Annotated in this window: 11 protein-coding genes; 7 read left to right on the top strand and 4 right to left on the bottom strand. The window is 73.0% G+C overall.

The features are described 5' to 3' along the window. Positions 1-83 precede the first annotated feature (83 nt). The 3 genes from AC07FK_RS04150 to AC07FK_RS04140 form a co-directional block, all read right to left on the bottom strand. Entirely contained in the window at positions 84-2,252 is a 2,169-nt protein-coding gene (locus tag AC07FK_RS04150; protein ID WP_479102314.1) for a caspase, EACC1-associated type, read from the bottom strand. Further along, entirely contained in the window at positions 2,249-2,674 is a 426-nt protein-coding gene (locus AC07FK_RS04145; protein ID WP_479102312.1) for an effector-associated constant component EACC1, read from the bottom strand. The genes AC07FK_RS04150 and AC07FK_RS04145 overlap by 4 nt, the downstream gene beginning before the upstream one ends. Positions 2,675-2,863: 189 nt before the next feature. Continuing rightward, positions 2,864-4,345, bottom strand: coding sequence for a UvrD-helicase domain-containing protein (locus tag AC07FK_RS04140; protein ID WP_479102310.1), 1,482 nt, complete (start codon positions 4,343-4,345; stop codon positions 2,864-2,866). A 112-nt stretch (positions 4,346-4,457) separates the two neighbouring features. Between AC07FK_RS04140 and AC07FK_RS04135 the strand changes: the two genes are divergently transcribed. From AC07FK_RS04135 to AC07FK_RS04125, 3 genes are all read left to right on the top strand, one after another. Next, positions 4,458-4,820, top strand: coding sequence for a phospholipase D-like domain-containing protein (locus AC07FK_RS04135; RefSeq protein ID WP_479102308.1), 363 nt, complete (start codon positions 4,458-4,460; stop codon positions 4,818-4,820). A gap of 969 nt (positions 4,821-5,789) precedes the next feature. Next, positions 5,790-6,344: a DUF2087 domain-containing protein gene (locus AC07FK_RS04130; protein WP_479102306.1), complete on the top strand. Its 555-nt coding sequence runs from the start codon at positions 5,790-5,792 to the stop codon at positions 6,342-6,344. Between the two features lie 283 nt (positions 6,345-6,627). Continuing rightward, on the top strand, positions 6,628-11,034 hold the full coding sequence (locus AC07FK_RS04125) for a non-ribosomal peptide synthetase (protein WP_479102304.1): 4,407 nt from the start codon (positions 6,628-6,630) through the stop codon (positions 11,032-11,034). 99 nt (positions 11,035-11,133) lie between these two features. Here AC07FK_RS04125 and AC07FK_RS04120 read toward each other — a convergent pair whose 3' ends face one another. Further along, positions 11,134-12,069 carry a LuxR C-terminal-related transcriptional regulator gene (locus AC07FK_RS04120; protein WP_479102585.1) on the bottom strand — a complete coding sequence of 312 codons (936 nt, stop codon included), beginning with the start codon at positions 12,067-12,069 and terminating at the stop codon, positions 11,134-11,136. 196 nt (positions 12,070-12,265) lie between these two features. Between AC07FK_RS04120 and AC07FK_RS04115 the strand changes: the two genes are divergently transcribed. The 4 genes from AC07FK_RS04115 (at position 12,266) to AC07FK_RS04100 (ending at position 16,128) form a co-directional block, all read left to right on the top strand. After that, complete coding sequence (locus tag AC07FK_RS04115; protein ID WP_479102302.1) at positions 12,266-12,445, top strand: hypothetical protein; 180 nt, start codon at positions 12,266-12,268, stop codon at positions 12,443-12,445. A gap of 35 nt (positions 12,446-12,480) precedes the next feature. Continuing rightward, complete coding sequence (locus tag AC07FK_RS04110; RefSeq protein WP_479102301.1) at positions 12,481-13,794, top strand: zinc-binding metallopeptidase family protein; 1,314 nt, start codon at positions 12,481-12,483, stop codon at positions 13,792-13,794. A 122-nt stretch (positions 13,795-13,916) separates the two neighbouring features. After that, positions 13,917-15,395, top strand: coding sequence for a helix-turn-helix domain-containing protein (locus AC07FK_RS04105; protein ID WP_479102299.1), 1,479 nt, complete (start codon positions 13,917-13,919; stop codon positions 15,393-15,395). Further along, on the top strand, positions 15,340-16,128 hold the full coding sequence (locus tag AC07FK_RS04100; RefSeq protein WP_479102298.1) for a thioesterase II family protein: 789 nt from the start codon (positions 15,340-15,342) through the stop codon (positions 16,126-16,128). The genes AC07FK_RS04105 and AC07FK_RS04100 overlap by 56 nt, the downstream gene beginning before the upstream one ends. Positions 16,129-16,189: the final 61 nt, after the last annotated feature.

The following is a 16,189-nucleotide window of genomic DNA, read 5'->3' as shown; positions in this document are numbered from 1 at the left end:
CCGCGGCGCCACCTGCCGAAGGTCAGCCATCCGGCTCCGGCTGCCCGCCGGGCGCGCTCCTCCCAGCGGGCGAGCGCAGCCGGCTACGCCGCCGTCCAGGCGCCCTCCAGCAGTCGTACGGGCAGAGCGAGCCCGTCCGCCCGCCGGGCCCGCTGACGGACCAGCTCCGACAGGCGCGCCTCCTCGCCGATCCGCCCTGCCGCCTCCGCCCGGAGCGCAGCCGTACGAGCGTGACGGTTGCGCAGATCACCGGCCACGGTCGCGGCACCCCGCGCCGGGGCCGCTGCCGGCTCGGCCAGCAGTCCAGCCAGCTTCTCGGCCTCCCGTTCCCGGGCTTCCACGTTTCCGGTCCGCATGAGCAGGCCGGGCGAGATCTCGTCGCACCGCTCGGCCACCACGTTGACGGCCTCGTTGTTCGTGGACGCGACCAGTACGGACTGGCCGGCGGCGACGGCGGTCGCGACCACGGCAGTCACCACCTCGCTCTTGCCGGTACCGGGCGGGCCGGTCGCGACGGTGAGCCGGCGGGTCATCGCCGAGGAGATCACCCGCTCCTGGCTCTCGTTGCACGGGCCGGGGGAGACCACCGTCACGGCCGCCTCGTCGCGACCCGTCCCGTCACCGCAGTCGCCCTCGCCGGTCAGGAAGGCGTCCAGCGCGGTACCCGCGATCTGACCGGCACGCGTGGACATCTGGAGCAGGTTGTCAACCAGGCCCTCGGTCGCGACCCGCTCCATGCCGGAGGGCGTGAGCAGCACGGCGGCGTTGTGGGCACCGGGCCGCAGCGAGTCCATCACGGACCGCTCGCTGAGCGAGGACAGGTCGAGGGGCTCCAGCTCCGGAACGCCGAGCTGGGTCAGGAGCTCGCGTACCGCCTTGACCATCTGGGTGCCGTTGCCCTCCTGCCAGCTCGGCTGCCAGCGGGCCAGCAGCTCGGCGGCCTCGTCGTCGGACAGCAGCTCGGTGATCACACCGGTGTGCAGGGAGGGGACCCCGCTCGGACGCAGCAGGTCGCGGCCGTTCTCGTCCGGGGTCAGCTCCATCGGCTGGACCAGCAGCGGCGCGATCTGTACCGCCGCCCGCCGACGGCCGTCCCCGCCGCGTTCGGGAAGGGTGATCGCGGGATACCCGTACCAGTACTCCTGGAGCCCGGCCCCGTCGGCCTGCGCACCCGTGCTCTTCGGCTTGGGCAGCTGCCCGGGGGCGGGGAAGGAGTGCCCGAGCCCGGACTGGATCGACTCCGGGCCCTGGCCCAGCAGGAAGTACGCGGAGCCGCGGCCGCTGTCGCGGTCGGGCAGCATGCCCGCCGCCGCCTGGGCGCCGAGGCAGTGCGCGTAGTACCGCAGCAGCCGCTGCGGGTCGACGCCCTCCCCGGTGTCCTGGGCGACCAGCTGCCGCGCCTTCAGCAGGGCGGGGGAGCCCCCCGACCGAGCGGCGGCCTGAGCCGCGTCGCGCGGCGCGTCGGGAAGACGGACCGGACGGGCGACCGAGCGGGCGAAGGGCAGTGAACGGGTGGCCCGGATCGTGGACTTGGTCGGCCGCTGTTCTTCGGGGACGCCCTTGATCACCATTTGCGCGGTCAGGTACTCGAAGAGATCGTCCGGGGTGATCCAGCCGCCTTCCTTGATCCGCCCGCTCCGCAGGCCTTCCACAATCTCCCCGGTGAACCGGGAAGTACCGAGAGAAGACCCCTCCGGTGCCATCGCGGACGCAGTCTGGAGGGCGTCGGAGGCGGTGATGAAGTACACGCCGGTCGGGCGCAGCAGCGTACTGGGCGCGGGCCGATCACCGGTGTCCGTTTCCGTGCCGCCCTTGGCCGTCCACCCCTGGACGACGGACCCGCTGGAGCAGCAGTCCAGCAGCACCAGCTTGGACGCGGCACGGCAGGACTGGAGCATCCGCTCCAGGAACTCGGCGGGGACCGCCGTGCCCGGCAGGTCGTCCGGGTCGGCGTCCCGGGTCAGAAAGTACAGCTGCCCGTCCGCCTCGCAGAACTGGCCGTGCCCGCTGAAGTAGAGCAGTGCCGTCTCGCTGGGCTGCCGCTCCTTCAGGAACTGCTCGACGGCGTACAGCATTTCGCCGCGGGTCGGCTCGGCGACCATCGCGCAGTCGTTGTACATGCCGATCTCGGTGCTCTCCAGCACCGCCCGCATGTAATGCAGATCGGCCCGGACCGGCGGCAGGTCGTGATAGCGGTCGCTGTCGTATGTGGATACGCCGATGAGCATGGCGTACCGGTCGTTGTCGCTCACTGCGCGCCCGGCCCCGCCTCGCCGCCGTCCTCGTCCTCGTCACGGGTGTCGGACGCACCGTCGGCGAGGAACCTGTCGATCAGCTCGCTGTCGGCCCGGGCCTCCTTGCCGGACACGCTCAGCGTCGCCCCGTCCGCCCGGGTGATGACGATGGTCCGCTGGGGTACGCGGGCCAGCCAGACCTGGATGCTCGCCGCGACGAGGGAGCCTCCGCTGAAGATCAGCCCGACCAGGTCGGTGACCGGGCCACCCTTGTCGGATTCATCCTCGGGCCGAGGGCGCGGGGTATCGAGCGCGGCCCGCGGATCGGCCTCGGCGAGGACGGCGAGCAGCTCGCGCGCTTCGCGCCGGGCGCGCAGCGGGTCCTCGTCGACGATGGCGATGCGATGGCCGGCGGCGGCCGGGCCAGTGGTGGTACTCACGTTCTTCGTCCCCCTACGTCTTCCCCGTGCGGCCGACACACGGACGGGCGAGCGTACCGAAGACCCCTGGCAACGAACTCGCCAGTTTCCGGAAAATGGCTGGTCATTGGCCTGAAACCGCCAGCTCCGCCCATCCGGTCCCACCGGGGTACCCCGACGTGCGGTGTCGCCGCCCGGCCAGATTCCGTGTCAGGTCGCGAGGAACCGACTCGGTGCCCCGTGCCAGGAGACACGCAGTTCTTCGCGGGCGCGGGTGCAGGCGACGAAGAGGAGGTTCAACTCTCCCAGCACGTCGTCCCGGTGTTGCTGGGCGTCCACGTCTGCCCGTGTCAGGGCCGCCGTCAGGGGGACCACGCCCTCACTGACGCCCACGACCGCGACACACCGGAACTCCAACCCTTTCATCCGGTGCATCGTGCCGATACGTACGCCGTCCCCGGGTTCCCTGGAGGTGCCCAGCAGGTGCGTGGGGATGCCTGCTTGTACGAGGCTCTGCGCCACTTCCTTGCCGAGCTGGAGGTGGCGCACGGCCACCCCGATCTCGCCGGGCTCCAGGCCGTCGTTCACCCACTGCGTGATCCAGCCGACGAGGCCTGCGATCTCTTCCGTCCTGCTGCCCGCTCCCTCCAGTTCCGGCAGGCTGCCGCGCAGCACGGACCGGAAGCCCGTGAGGGACTCGACGCCTCCGTCCATGTCGTCCGGGCTCTCACTGCTGAGCAGCGCCGTGGACCACTGCAGGATCTCGTGCGTGGTGCGGTAGTTGACGCGCAGCCGGTGGGACCTCCCGCTGACGTTGATGCCCAGGCCGCGGAGGGACACCTTGTTCCCGTAGATGCGCTGATGCGTGTCGCCGGCGATGAAGAGGTCGTCGGGTCCGGGTGCGACCAGTGCTCTGAGCATGCGCCACTGCACGGGGTGCAGATCCTGTGCCTCATCCACCACCACATGGCGGAAGGGGCGGTCGGTACGTGGTTCCAGCAGACGAGCCGCCTCCGCACACACCTGGAGGAATGTCCACTCGCCGGCCTGCCGGAGCTCACGGGTGAATGCTTCCATGGCACGCCAGACCCGCGCGCGCCGCAGCGGGCTCAGCGCGGCGCCCCGGCCCGCGCGGGAGGCCTTGAGGTACGCCTCGGGTGAGCGCAGATCCTGCGCGAGGACGACCTGCCGCCACTCCTGGTCGAGGAAGACGTCGCTGAACTCGATGCCGAGGTGCTGGGCGATCCGGTTCCAGCGCGAGTGGACGTCCTTCTGGCTGGTCAGAATGGTGAGTTGACTACCGCGGTCTTCGCGTACGAGCTGATTGGCCAGCGCGTCGATGTTCACGACACGGATCTTCCCCGCCAGCGATTCGTCGGGCACGAGCAGTTCGAGACCGCGTCGCAGGTCGGCGGCGAGGTCCCTGGTGTAGGTCGTGAGGAGAATCGCGCCGTCGGGTGCTTCGGGAGGCAACCGCCGAGCCAGGTGGAGGGCTCGGTGCAGAGCCACCACGGTCTTCCCCGTGCCGGGCCCGCCCGTCACTCGGGCCGGTCCGTTGTACGAGGGACGGTAGGCGATGCGCCGTTGACTGGGGTGCAGGAAGACCCGCCACGCGTCGAACGGCCTGGACAGCATGTCCAGCAGTTCATCGGGCCCGGACAACAGGGCGATACGTCCGTGCGAACGTGCCATGGCAGCAGCGAGCTCGTCCTCTTGACCGTGCTGCTCGTCGGCCGCGGCCTGCTCTGCGTGTACTCGGCGCGCCGCTACGAGCCGTTGGTGACGGCACTACAGAAAGCCGTTGGTGACGGCACTACAGAAAGCCGTTGCCCGGGGTGTCCAGGTGGATGTCGTCGTCGAGACCCTCCAGGGTGCAGGTAGCGCCCTGTCGGATATTGAGCCGGCATCCGCCTTTACAGACGTTGTCGGGGCGAGGGTCTGGCACTGGCCCTCGTGCAAGAGGAAGGACCCCGGGGCAAAGACCCATGCGAAGCTGGCAGTGGCCGATCGACGCATGCTGCTGACAACCAGCGCCAACTTCACCCAGGCAGGCGGGGACCGGAACATCGAGGCCGGGATACTGATCGAGGGCGGGCCTGCTCCGGTCCGTGCCGTGGAACATGTGCGGGAACTCCAGCGATCCGGGGTCCTCCAGCGCCTCTGGTGAGCGCCGCCTGTCATGACGCTCGTTTGACGCCCGTCGCCGCCTGCAGCGCCTCCGGATCTCTGGCACGCGCCCATGACCTGGGCTTTCTACGGCAGTTTCTCTCCGGGCACCTTTCCGATGACGCATCATGTCGAGTGTGTCGCGATCCTTGAGCCTGTTGAAAAGGGTCGCTGACCTGCTGATTTTCTGATTCCCCAGGTTGCGAGCGGGTCGTGCCGACATGTTTTCGTAGGTCCACCGCGCGGAGCATGCCTGCAGGTTCCCGCCACGTGCGCACCTGCGGTTTCGCAGCGGGGCGAGTGCCGACAGCAGCAGCGTGCCGATGATCCGGTTGTCACCGGTGAACTGCTTGATCCGGGTGCGCAGTCCGGGTCCGCGATGCTGTCGGGCCGGTGGGCGTACTGCTCGATGTCCTCCTCCGACACGTTGTGCGTGAGGAGGAGGTACGGGCCGCAGCTTCGTCCGGTACAGCTTGTCGGCAGCCTTGAAGACCACCTTGAGGCTGTCGGTGAACGGTTTGTCGCCGCCCGGCGTGATCAGTGGGTAGAGGTCGCCGACCGGGATCAGGACGCCCAGCCGCAGCTCGGCCCGGTGGTCGGCGAGCAGCTGCCCCGTCAGCTTCATGCCGGTCCGGTTGCGCTGGAGCGCGGACGACACGTGCACGAGGGTGTCCGTGAACGCCGGCGAGAAGGGGTATGACAGCCGGAAACTCTCCTCGTCCGCGCCCACGCCGTCCGCGCCGCGGTCGGAGCCCAGGAGCGTGTCCCACACCTCCTGCCGGATCCTGCGGTCTTCTCGAACTCCGCAATGGGTGTCGTCGGCTGAGGCGGTGACGGGCCGCCCCGCCCCCGGCAGCTAACCGGCAGTTTGGGGCAACTCGGTTGACGGCGGCCCGGGGCGCTCGGAGCATCGGAGTGCGGTCTTGCGCACGCACCCGCGTTCCCGTACGAGAGAAGAGTGGACCACCCGATGAGGCCAGAAGCAGTTGTAGCGTTGCTCGCCGAGCCCAGCCGGCTGCGGGTGTTCTCCGCGGTCGTCCTCGGAGCGTCCTCGCTGCCTGCCGCGGCCGAGGCGGCCGGGGTCTCCGCCAAGGAGGCCGCCGGAGCGCTGCGTCGGTTGCGTGCCGGCGGCCTGGTGTCCGAGACCGAGAACCTGCTCACCGCGCACACCGACCACTTCAAGGCCATCGTGCGCGACAACCGCACCCCAGAGGCGCCCGAGCGCCACGGGTACGCCGACGAGCAGGTCGAGTCCCTGCTGCGCACCTTCGTACGCGACGGCCGGCTGGTCCGGCTCCCCTCCCAGTGGGGCCGCCGCCGCATCGTGCTCCAGCACCTCACCCACCGTACGTTCGCCACCGACACCACGTACGACGAGCGCACCGTCAACGAGAAGCTGAAGACCTGGTGCGAGGGGGCCGGCACCGATCACGTGACGGTTCGGCGCTACCTCGTGGACCTCTGCCTGCTCGGCCGCGAGGCCGGCCGCTACTGGCTCCGCACCGACATCCAGCCCGCCCTCTGACCCGGTCGACCGGCACCGCGGCGCCGCCCGCGCAGGCTTCGAAGGGCCCGCTCCTCGCGGGCCCTTCGGCGTGTCCGGCAGCCTCTGGCGTACGCCGCCCCGGCCGCCCCAAGTGCCGCACGAATGCCTGCCCGGCTGCCTGAACCCTCCCTCGCCGGCTGCCTAACCTGGCACCGCGTGCGTGCCGGACCCGCCCTGCGCGGCCCCTCACCGCCGCGCCCGGCCCCCGCGTCCTCGCGGCTCGCGTGCGCCCGGCCGGCACCGTGACCAGAGGAGATCAGTAGTGTTCCCGTTGTCCTATGCGCAGCAGCGGCTGTGGTTCCTCAACCGGCTGGAAGGACCGAACTCCACCTTCAACGCCCCGCTGACCCTCCGGCTCACCGGCCGGCTCGACACCGCCGCGCTGAGCGCCGCCTGGTGCGACGTCCTGGAGCGCCACGAGAGTCTGCGCACCTCCTTCGCCGAGCACGACGGCGAGCCCCGGCAGTTTGTCCTTCCCGCCGACGACCGGCGCCTGGCCGTGGTCATGTCCGACTGCGCACCCGACGGCCTGGCCGCCGCCCTCAGCGCCCTCCAGTCGGCCCCCTTCGACCTGGCCGCCGAACTCCCGGTACGTGCCCGGCTGCTGGCCGTCGGACCCGAGGAGCACGTCCTCACCCTGGTCATGCACCACATCGTCAGCGACGGCTGGTCGATGGCACCCCTCCTGCGCGACCTGGCCACGGCCTACACCGCCCGTACCGGCGCCGGAACCGGCCCGGGGACCGCTCCCGACTGGGAGCCGCTGCCGGTCCAGTACTCCGACTACGCCCTCTGGCAGCGGGAACTGCTCGGCGCGGCCGAAGACCCCGCCAGCCTGCTCAACCGGCAACTGGACTTCTGGCGCGACACCCTGGTCGGCCTGCCCGAGGAGCTGGACCTGCCCGCCGACCGCCCGCGCCCGCCGGTCGCCACCCACCGCGGCGGCCAGGTCGGCTTCGATCTCGGCCCGGAGCTCACCGAGCGGCTCCGCGAGAGGGCCCGGGCCACCGGCACCACGCTGTTCATGGTGCTCCAGGCCGGCGTCGCCGCCCTGCTCACCCGCCTCGGCAGCGGCACCGACATCCCCCTCGGCACGGTCGTCGCCGGCCGTTCCGACGAGGCCCTCGACGACCTCGTCGGCTTCTTCGTCAACACCCTCGTGTTGCGCACCGACACCTCCGGCGACCCCACCTTCGAGGAACTGCTGTCCCGCGTCCGGACCACCGACCTGTCCGCCTACGGGCACCAGGACATCCCCTTCGAGCGCTTGGTCGAGGAGCTCAACCCGGCCCGCTCCCGCTCCCGCCACCCCCTGGTGCAGGTCTCGGTCGAACTGCATTCGGCCGGCGGCGCCCCGGTCCCGTGGCCGGGCCTGGAGTGCGCCGAACTCCCCGCCGATCTCGGCGGCATCGCCAAACTCGACCTCACCTGGGACTTCTTCGAGACCGCCGACACCGTCACCGGGGAACTCGCCTACGACCGCGACCTGTTCGACGACGAGACCGGGGCCCAATTGGCCGGTCTGCTCGACCGGCTGCTCACGGCCGCCGCCGACGCCCCGGCCGTCCCCCTGTCCCGGCTCGCGCTGCTCACCGAGGAGGACCGCCGGGACCTCCTCGTCGACCGGCACCGCACCCAGCACGCCGACCTGACCCACGGCGTTGTGGCCAGGATCCGCTCCCACGCGGCGGCCCGGCCCGGCGCCCCGGCCGTCACCGACGCCGACGGGACCACCCTCGACTACGCCGCTCTCGCCGGCCGCGCCAGTGCTGTCAGCCGCCGGCTGCGTCCCACGCCCGAAGCCCCGTGCGGGTTCGCGGCCGTCCTCGCCGACCGTGGTTCCGGCGCCGTCACCGCCCTGCTGGGCATCCTGGGCGCCGGATGCGCGTACTTCCCGCTCGACACCCGGGCCCCGCTCGCCCGCAACGCCGCCCGGCTGGCCGACACCCGCGCCGCCCACCTCATCACCGATGCCCGGCACGCCGACCGCGCCCGGGAGATCGCCGAGGCCGCCGGCCACCCGGTCGAAGTCGTCGTCCTGGACACGACCACGGATCCGCTGGACGCACTCGCCCCCGTCGCGCACGGCCCCGACGACCTGGCGTACGCGATCTTCACCTCCGGGTCCACCGGCAGGCCCAAGGGCGCGATGGTCGCGCACCGCGGCCTGGTCAACAACCTGCTCGGCGAGGCCGAGGCCATCGGTATCACCGACGCCCGCCACGTCGTCGCCTCCAGCGCCCCGCTGACGTTCGACATCTCCGTATGGCAGATGCTCACCGCGCTGATCTTCGGCGGACGGGTCCAGGCCGTCGACGAGGCCACCGCCCGCGACCCACGCGCCCTGTTCGCCCTCGCGGTCGACTCCCGTACGACCGTCCTCCAGGTCGTGCCCAGCCTGCTGCAGGCCGCCCTCGACGACTGGGACGCCCGGGGCGGCGCTCCCGCGCGGCTCCCGCTCACCGCGCTCGCCGTCACCGGCGAGGCCCTGCCCGGCGACGCCGCCCGTCGCTGGCTGGCCCGCTACCCGGACATCCCCCTGGTCAACTGCTACGGCCCCACCGAGTGCTCCGACGACGTCACCCAGGCCGTCATCACCGCCGGCCATGCCCCCGACGGGGCCCGCAGCCCCATCGGCGTCGCCACCCGCGGCATGACGCTGTACGTCCTGGACGAGCACCTGGGCCTGGTCCCCGCCGGAGTCCCGGGCGAGCTGTACATCGGCGGCGTCGGAGTCGGGCTCGGCTACCTCGACGACCCGGGACGCACCGCCACCGTGTTCGTCCCCGACCCGTTCCGCACGGAACCCGGCAGCCGCATGTACCGCACCGGCGACGTGGTGCGCTACCGGCGCGACGGCCAGCTGGAGTTCCTCGGCCGCCAGGACCACCAGATCAAGATCCGGGGCCAGCGCATCGAGCTGGGAGAGGTCGAGTTCGCCCTGCGCAAGGTCCCCGGCGTGCGCGACGCGGCCGCCTCGGTGGTCACCGGCCCGGCCGGTCAGCGCATGCTCGTCGGCCACTACATCGGCAGCCCCGCCCCGGCCGAGGTGCGGGCCGAACTGGCCGCCGTACTGTCCGACGCGATGGTGCCGTCCGTCCTCAACCCGATGGACGCCTTCCCGCTCACCCCCAACGGCAAGCTGGACCGCAAGGCGCTGCCCACCCCCGATCCGGGCGGCGGTCCGGCCGGGCGCGCCCCGCGTACCGCCGAGGAGAAGGAGCTGTGCCAGGTCTTCGAAGAGGTGCTGGGAGTGACCCGGGTCGGCGCCGACGACGGCTTCTTCGACCTCGGCGGCCACTCGCTGCTGGCGATCCGCCTGATGACGGCGCTCAACCAGCGGCTCGGCGCCGACCTTCCGCTCAGCGCCGTCTTCGAGCGGCAGACGCCGGCCGGCCTGGCCGAACTGCTCGGCGGCCCCGCCCCCGCGCCCACCGGTCCGGCCGGCGCAGACCTGGCCGCGGACGTGTGGCTCGACGAGGAGATCCGCGCCACCGGGCCGCTCGCCCACGACGCCGCCGGTGCGCACGGTCCCCGGCACGTACTGCTCACCGGGGCGACGGGATTCCTCGGCTCCTTCGTACTCCGCGACGCCCTGGCGCACAGCGAGGCCACGGTGCACTGCCTGGTCAGGGCGGCCGACGACGACGAGGCCATGCGGCGCATCGAGCGCTCCCTGAGCGGCTACGGGCTGTGGGACGAGACCCTGCGCGAACGGATCGTCCCGGTCGCCGGCGACCTCGGCCGGCCACTGCTGGGCCTGTCCGAGGAGCGTTTCGACGCCCTGGCCCGGGAGGTCGAGCTGATCCTCCACAACGGCTCCCGGGTCAACCTGATGGAGTCCTACACCCGGCTCAAGGCGGCCAACGTGGACGGCGTCCGTGAGATCCTCCGGCTCGCCGTCCGCCACCGCACCAAGGCGGTCCACTACGTCTCCACCATCAGCACGGTGGTGGCCGGCCCCGACGACCCCGAGGTTCTGCCCGAGTCCTGGGTGAGCGACCCCGCGCTCATCGACCCGTACGGATACGTGCGCAGCAAGTGGGTGGCCGAGGGCATCCTCCGGATCGCCCAGGAACGCGGGGTGCCCACCGCCGTCCACCGTCCGTCCCGCATCGCGGGCGACTCCGTGACGGGCGCGGTCGGCGGGGACGACGCCTTCTGGCACTACGTCAGGGCCTGCGTCGAGCTCGGCGCCCGCCCCGCCGCCGGCCCCGAGGGGGACACCTTGCGCGAGAACATGGTGCCGGTGGACTTCGTCTCCCGCGCCCTCGTGCACCTGGCCCTGACCGGGCCCGCCGACGGCCGGGTCCACAGCCTGGTCGCCCCCGAGCAGGTCGCGTTGTCCGCCGTGCTCGACCACGCGCGGGCCGCGGGGCATCCGGTGGAGGAGGTTCCGTTCGAGGAGTGGCTGGAGCGGCTCAACGAGCGCGCCGCCGCGCAGCCGTCCGGTCTGCCGGGAGCCACTGGCAGCTCCCTGCCGGCCGTCGCTCTGCTGGCCAGTACGAACGGGGAGACGCCCGGTCGTTATCCGGACGTCTTCGACCGCCGCAACCTGGAGCGCGGACTGGCCGGGAGCGGGCTGGAGTGCCCGCGGGTCGACGCGGGGCTGCTGGGCCGCTGGTTCGACTGGTTCGCGCGTACCGGGTTCCTGCCGGCACGCGGCTGAGCGGTCCGCCCGGTCCGGGGAGCCCTGCCCCCGGGCCGGGCGGACGGCAGCCGGCGTACGGGCAGCCGGGGTACGGCAGCCGGCGTACGGCGCCCCGGATCAGCCGAGGTGGCCGGGGTCCGGGTCGCCCGGGTCGCGCAGCATCCCGGAGGTGGCCAGCAGATAGCCCAACTGCGCCCGGCTGTTGCTCTCCAGCTGCGCGGAGACCTTCCGCAGGTGCTCGGCGACGCTGCGCCGGCTCATGCCCAGCCGGCGGGCGATCGAGTCGTCCGTCTCGCCGGCGACCACCGCGAGCAGGATGGCCCGCCGTACGTCCGTGGTCGCGGCGGTCGACCGGACCGGCGCGGTCTCGGGGGACACAGGCACCGACCTGGACCAGGCGTTGTCGAAGAAGCGGGCCAGCAGCCGCACCAGCGCGGGGTGCCGGACCTGCAGCGCCGCGACCCCGCGCTGGTCCGACACCGGGACGAAGGCCGTCTCCCGGTCGCAGATGATCATTCGCTCGAACACCTCCGCCAGCGTGCGGACTTCGGCGCCGGCCCCGGTGATCTGCTCGATGTAGGCGATCGTCGCCGGGTGCGACCGCACCGTGTGCTGGTAGATGGTCCGCTGCGACACTCCGCGCGCCAGCAGCCGCAGATCCCTCGGCAGCGCCTCGGCCAGCAGGTCGGGGGAGCGGCCCCCGCCCGGTTGGGCCGTCAGCAGCTCCTCCCGGCAATTGTCCACCGCGGCCTCCAGCGTCCTGCTGATCAGCTCGCCGCCCGACAGCAGGGTCAGCTGGGGCTGTTCGTCCCGGCGCGCCTCGGCGTAGGCGTCGGTGAACCGGGAGAAGAGGGCGTTGGTGGTCCGCAGCCGTTCCTCCCCCTCGGCGACCACAGCGTGCAGGGGAGCGAGGACCGAGTACGCCGCGGTCGCCGGCGGGACGATCATCGCCTGGCCGGGATCGTCCGGCGCCCGCGCCGCCAGCCGCAGCTCCCACAGGCACGCGGGCACCTGCTCGGTCGGCAGTGGCCCGGTGGACAGCGCGCGGTACACCTCCAACGCGGCACCGCAGACGCCTTCTGGGCTTGAAATGTCGCAATTACACGGCAGGTGGGTGGATTGCGCGTGGTTCACAACTGTGCAGATTACACTTGCGCACTTCGCAAACTCTGGGAGGTGGCCGAGGGCTGTTCGAAGATCTCCTCAGACCGAAAACCGCCTTCGGTCACTCCGAGAGATTGAAGACATCATGCGCGACAACGCCTCCCTCAGACTTCGTTCCGCCTTCCGCGCCCTCGCCGCCTCCGCCTTCCTGGCACTCACCCTCGCGGCCGGGACCACCGCCCTGACCAGCGCCCCGCAGGACCGGCCCGCACAGGCCGACTCGGCGTGGGGCAACGGCCCCAAGCCCGCCCCCCACGGCAAGTAGCCGGGCCGTCGGCCGCCCCCGCAGAGAGCCGCGACATGCTGCCGGACTCCCGCGCCCACCGAGATGACCTGATCGCGTTCATCGCCGCGAGCCCCTCTCCGTACCACGCGGTGACCGAGTCGGCCCTCCGGCTGGAGAAGGCCGGATTCCGCGAGTTGTTCGAACGGGACGACTGGGCGGACACGACCGGTGGGTGCTACGTCGTACGCGACGGCGCCCTCGTCGCCTGGTACGCGCACCCGGACACAGCCCCCGACGCCCCCCTCGTCCTGGTCGCGTCCCGCACCGACTCCCCGAACCTGCGGATCAACCCCGCACCCGACACCGCCGACGCCGGCTGGCGCCGGATCGCCGTCACTCCGTACGCCGACTGCCCGCCGGAACCCTGGTACGAACGTGACCTCGGTGTCTCCGGACGGCTCCTGCTGCGCGACGGCACCACCCGGCTGGCCTGTCTCGACGAACCACTGCTCCGCCTGGCCGGCCCCGTGCCGGACCCGGACCCGGACCCGGGCCGCGCCCGCCGTCTCGCCGCGCTGTGGGGGCTGGGCGGCATCGACCCCGGCGCCCTGATGGCTCGGGTCGCCGAGCAGAGTGGCACCGACTCCTACGAGGTGCTGGGGTGGGACCTCATGCTCCACGACGTGCAGATGCCCGGACTGCTGGGTGGGCGGGGGGAGTTCCTCGTCGGGTCCCGCCTGGACAACCTGCTCGCCCTGCACGCCGGACTCGCGGCGCTGACCGCCGCGGCGCACCCCGCCCCGGCCGGCCCGACGAGGACGGCGGCGGGACCGGTGACCGTACTGGTCGCCACCGACGACACGGGCTGCGGCGGTACGGGCACCACCGCACCCGCGGTCTTCGCCGCGCACACCCTGCGCCGTGCGGCCGAGGCCAGGGGCGCGGGCCGGTCGCACTGGTACAGGTCCCTCGCGGGCGGCTACCGGGTGCACGCCGGGCTGACCCCCGCCGTGCACCCGGACCGCCCCGACCACCACGACCTCGCGCACCGGCCGCTGCCCAACGGCGGTCCGGTCGTCACCCTGGACGGGCACCGCCCGCACAGTACGGGCGGACGCGGCTTCGCCGCCTTCGTCGCGGCCTGCGAACGCGCGGGTGTGCCGTGGCAGACGTACGTGCGCGGCACGAGTGAACGCCGCGCCTGCGGCGGCGCCGGGGCCGCCCCCGGCGACGGCGCCGGGCCGACCGACCTGCTCGCTCTGACGACCGTCGAGGCGGGCGTGGCCGCTCTGTCGGCGCACACGCCGCGGGAGCTGTGCGGGGCGGACGACCCCTGGCTGCTCGCCCGCACGTTCACCGCCCTGGCCTCGGCCGCCGCCGCTGCCTGACCGGGAGCCGGCACGGCCCGAACCGGACCGCACCAGTGGTCCGGCGGGTGTCGTGGCGGCTCGCGCAGGACGGCACCGCCGCCACCGCCGGCGGGGTCACACCACACAGAAACGGGGATGGGATGCAGACTATCGGGGAACCGACCCGCTTCGGCGAGTTGCTTCAGCAGTACCGCAAGAGGATCGGCTACACGCAGACGGAGCTCTCGGGCTTCTCCACCGTCAGCGTGCGGGCCATCCGCAACCTGGAACTGGGGAAGGCCAGAAGCCCCCGCCGGGAAACCGTCCGGCTCCTCGCCGACACCCTCCGGCTCGGCGGCGCGCAGCGGGCCACCCTGCTGCTCGCCGCCGGCCACGAGGCCGACGACGCGTCCTTCGACGCCCTTCCCGCTCTCCCGGCCGCTGCCTCCCGGCCCCTGCACGGCCGCGCGGCCGAGGTCGGCCGACTGACCGAGCGCCTGCGCGCCGAACCCGGCGCCCACGCGTTCGTCACCGGCCTCGGCGGAGTCGGCAAGACCCGCGTCGCCCTGGCCGTGGCGAAAGTCCTCCGCACCGAGGACCGGATGCCTGTCCTGTGGGTCCCCCTGGGCGTCGGCGAGCGGGCCGACGGCATCGGCCCCGGCGCGGGCGGACACCTTCCCGCCGCCGTGCGGTCGGGTCTGCTCGCCGGACCCTCGGGCGCCCCCGAAGTGGTCCGGCTGATCGGCGACCGGCCTGTGCTGCTCGTCCTCGACGGCGACGACACCGGCCGGGTCCCACCGGGGGCCGTCGACGCGCTCCTGGACAGCTGCCGCAACCTGCGCGTACTGGAGACCAGCCGCCGTCCGCGCGGCGGTCCCCGCGACCTCTGTCTGCCTCTGCCGCCGCTGCCACTGCCCGGACCCACCCGCTCGGACCTCGGCCCCGATGCCGCCGCCGCTGCGGTGAACCCGGCCCTGGCCGTCCTGCTCGACCGGGCCGCGGAACTGCGCGCCGACCTCGGATCCGGTCCCGAGACCGTCGCCCACCTGCTGGAGATCTGCACCCGCCTCGACGGCGTGCCGCGCGCTCTGGAATCGGCCGCCCACTGGCTGCAGCTGTCCACCCCCGCCGAACTCGTCCGCACCGCCCGCGCCGAACCCCACGTCCTGGCCGCGCCCCCGACAGCCGGCGACACGGCCGCCCACTGGGTCCACGAGGCCACCCGGCACGCCGCCGACGCACTGTCACCCGCCCACCGGGCCCTGCTCCGACGCCTCGCCGCCCGCGACCGGCCCTGGACCATGGAGGAACTCGCCACCGGAACCGGTGCCGGGCTCGGAGAGACCGCCGCGGCCGTGCACGCGCTGCTGCACAGCGGCCTGGTCCTGCGCAGCGCCTCCCCTCGCGCCGTTGCCTTCGGCGTCCTGAACCTCGTACGGGGCTGCCTGGCCGCATCCGAGGCGCCTCTGTCGACCGGCGCTCCGCAGCCCGGCGCCCCCGATGCCGGCGCGCCGCGGCCCGACGCGCTCGCCGCCGCGGCCGACCCCCGCCGCACCCACCCGCCCCTCGACCAGGAGCAGCAGCATGCCCGCCCCGAACCCGCCCACGGTCAGCCCCGCCGCACCCGCCACGCGGCCTGAGCCGCCCCGCTGGACGGTCCGGCTCCGCACGGCCCGCCACGCCCCCCTCGCCCGGGTCGTCGCCTTCGCCCACTCCGGCTCCGGCCCCAACGCCCTGCTGCCCCTGCTGCGCCGGCTGCACCCCGACGCCGAAGTGCTGGGGGTCACCCTGCCCGGGCGGGAACGCCGCTTCACCGAGAGCTGCGCCGGCCTGCCCGGCGACATCGACGGCGTCCTGTCCGGCGTCCTGGCCGAACTCGCCGCCGAACCACCGCTTCCCACGGTCTACTTCGGGCACAGCATGGGCGCCGCGTTCGCGGCGGCGCTCGCCCTCGCCGAACCCCGCCTCTGCCAGAAGCTGGTCCTCAGCGGGCACCCCTCCCTGGAGTCGCGGGCCGGCCGCGCGGAGGACTGGACGCAGGACGACCTCCTCGACGTCGTCCGGCTCGGCGGCGGAACACCCGAGGAGTTCCTCGCCGACCCGTTCGTCCGCGACCACCTGCTGGAACTGCTGCGCTGCGACCTGACCCTCGGCCGCCGGCTGGCCGAACGCAACGCCGACCGCCCGCTTCCCGTCCCGCCCACCGTGCTGGGAGGGATCGACGACGCTCTGGTGCCGCCCGCCGAACTCGACAGCTGGGCCGAGCGCGGCCCGCTGCGCCGCCGCCTCTACCCCGGCGGCCACTTCTACCTGCTCGACGAGGTCAACGTGGACGCGGTCGCCGCCGAGATCACCACCGGGCTCCTCACGTAGATGCCCCTTCCGCCCGGCCGACCGGTTCGCGCACCGCCACCGGGCCGCACCGGAAACCGCC

It is taken from the genome of Streptomyces sp. NPDC046122 (genome assembly GCF_056429965.1).
The sequence above is the reverse complement of the archived record's forward strand: the minus strand, read 5'-3'. Positions and strand labels throughout refer to the sequence as shown.

Coding starts and splice junctions, on each gene's coding strand:
- AC07FK_RS04140 (WP_479102310.1), bottom strand. CDS start 4,345: ATGGCACGTTCGCACGGACGTATCGCCCTGTTGTCCGGGCCCGATGAA.
- AC07FK_RS04130 (WP_479102306.1), top strand. CDS start 5,790: ATGAGGCCAGAAGCAGTTGTAGCGTTGCTCGCCGAGCCCAGCCGGCTG.
- AC07FK_RS04115 (WP_479102302.1), top strand. CDS start 12,266: ATGCGCGACAACGCCTCCCTCAGACTTCGTTCCGCCTTCCGCGCCCTC.
- AC07FK_RS04110 (WP_479102301.1), top strand. CDS start 12,481: ATGCTGCCGGACTCCCGCGCCCACCGAGATGACCTGATCGCGTTCATC.
- AC07FK_RS04105 (WP_479102299.1), top strand. CDS start 13,917: ATGCAGACTATCGGGGAACCGACCCGCTTCGGCGAGTTGCTTCAGCAG.
- AC07FK_RS04100 (WP_479102298.1), top strand. CDS start 15,340: ATGCCCGCCCCGAACCCGCCCACGGTCAGCCCCGCCGCACCCGCCACG.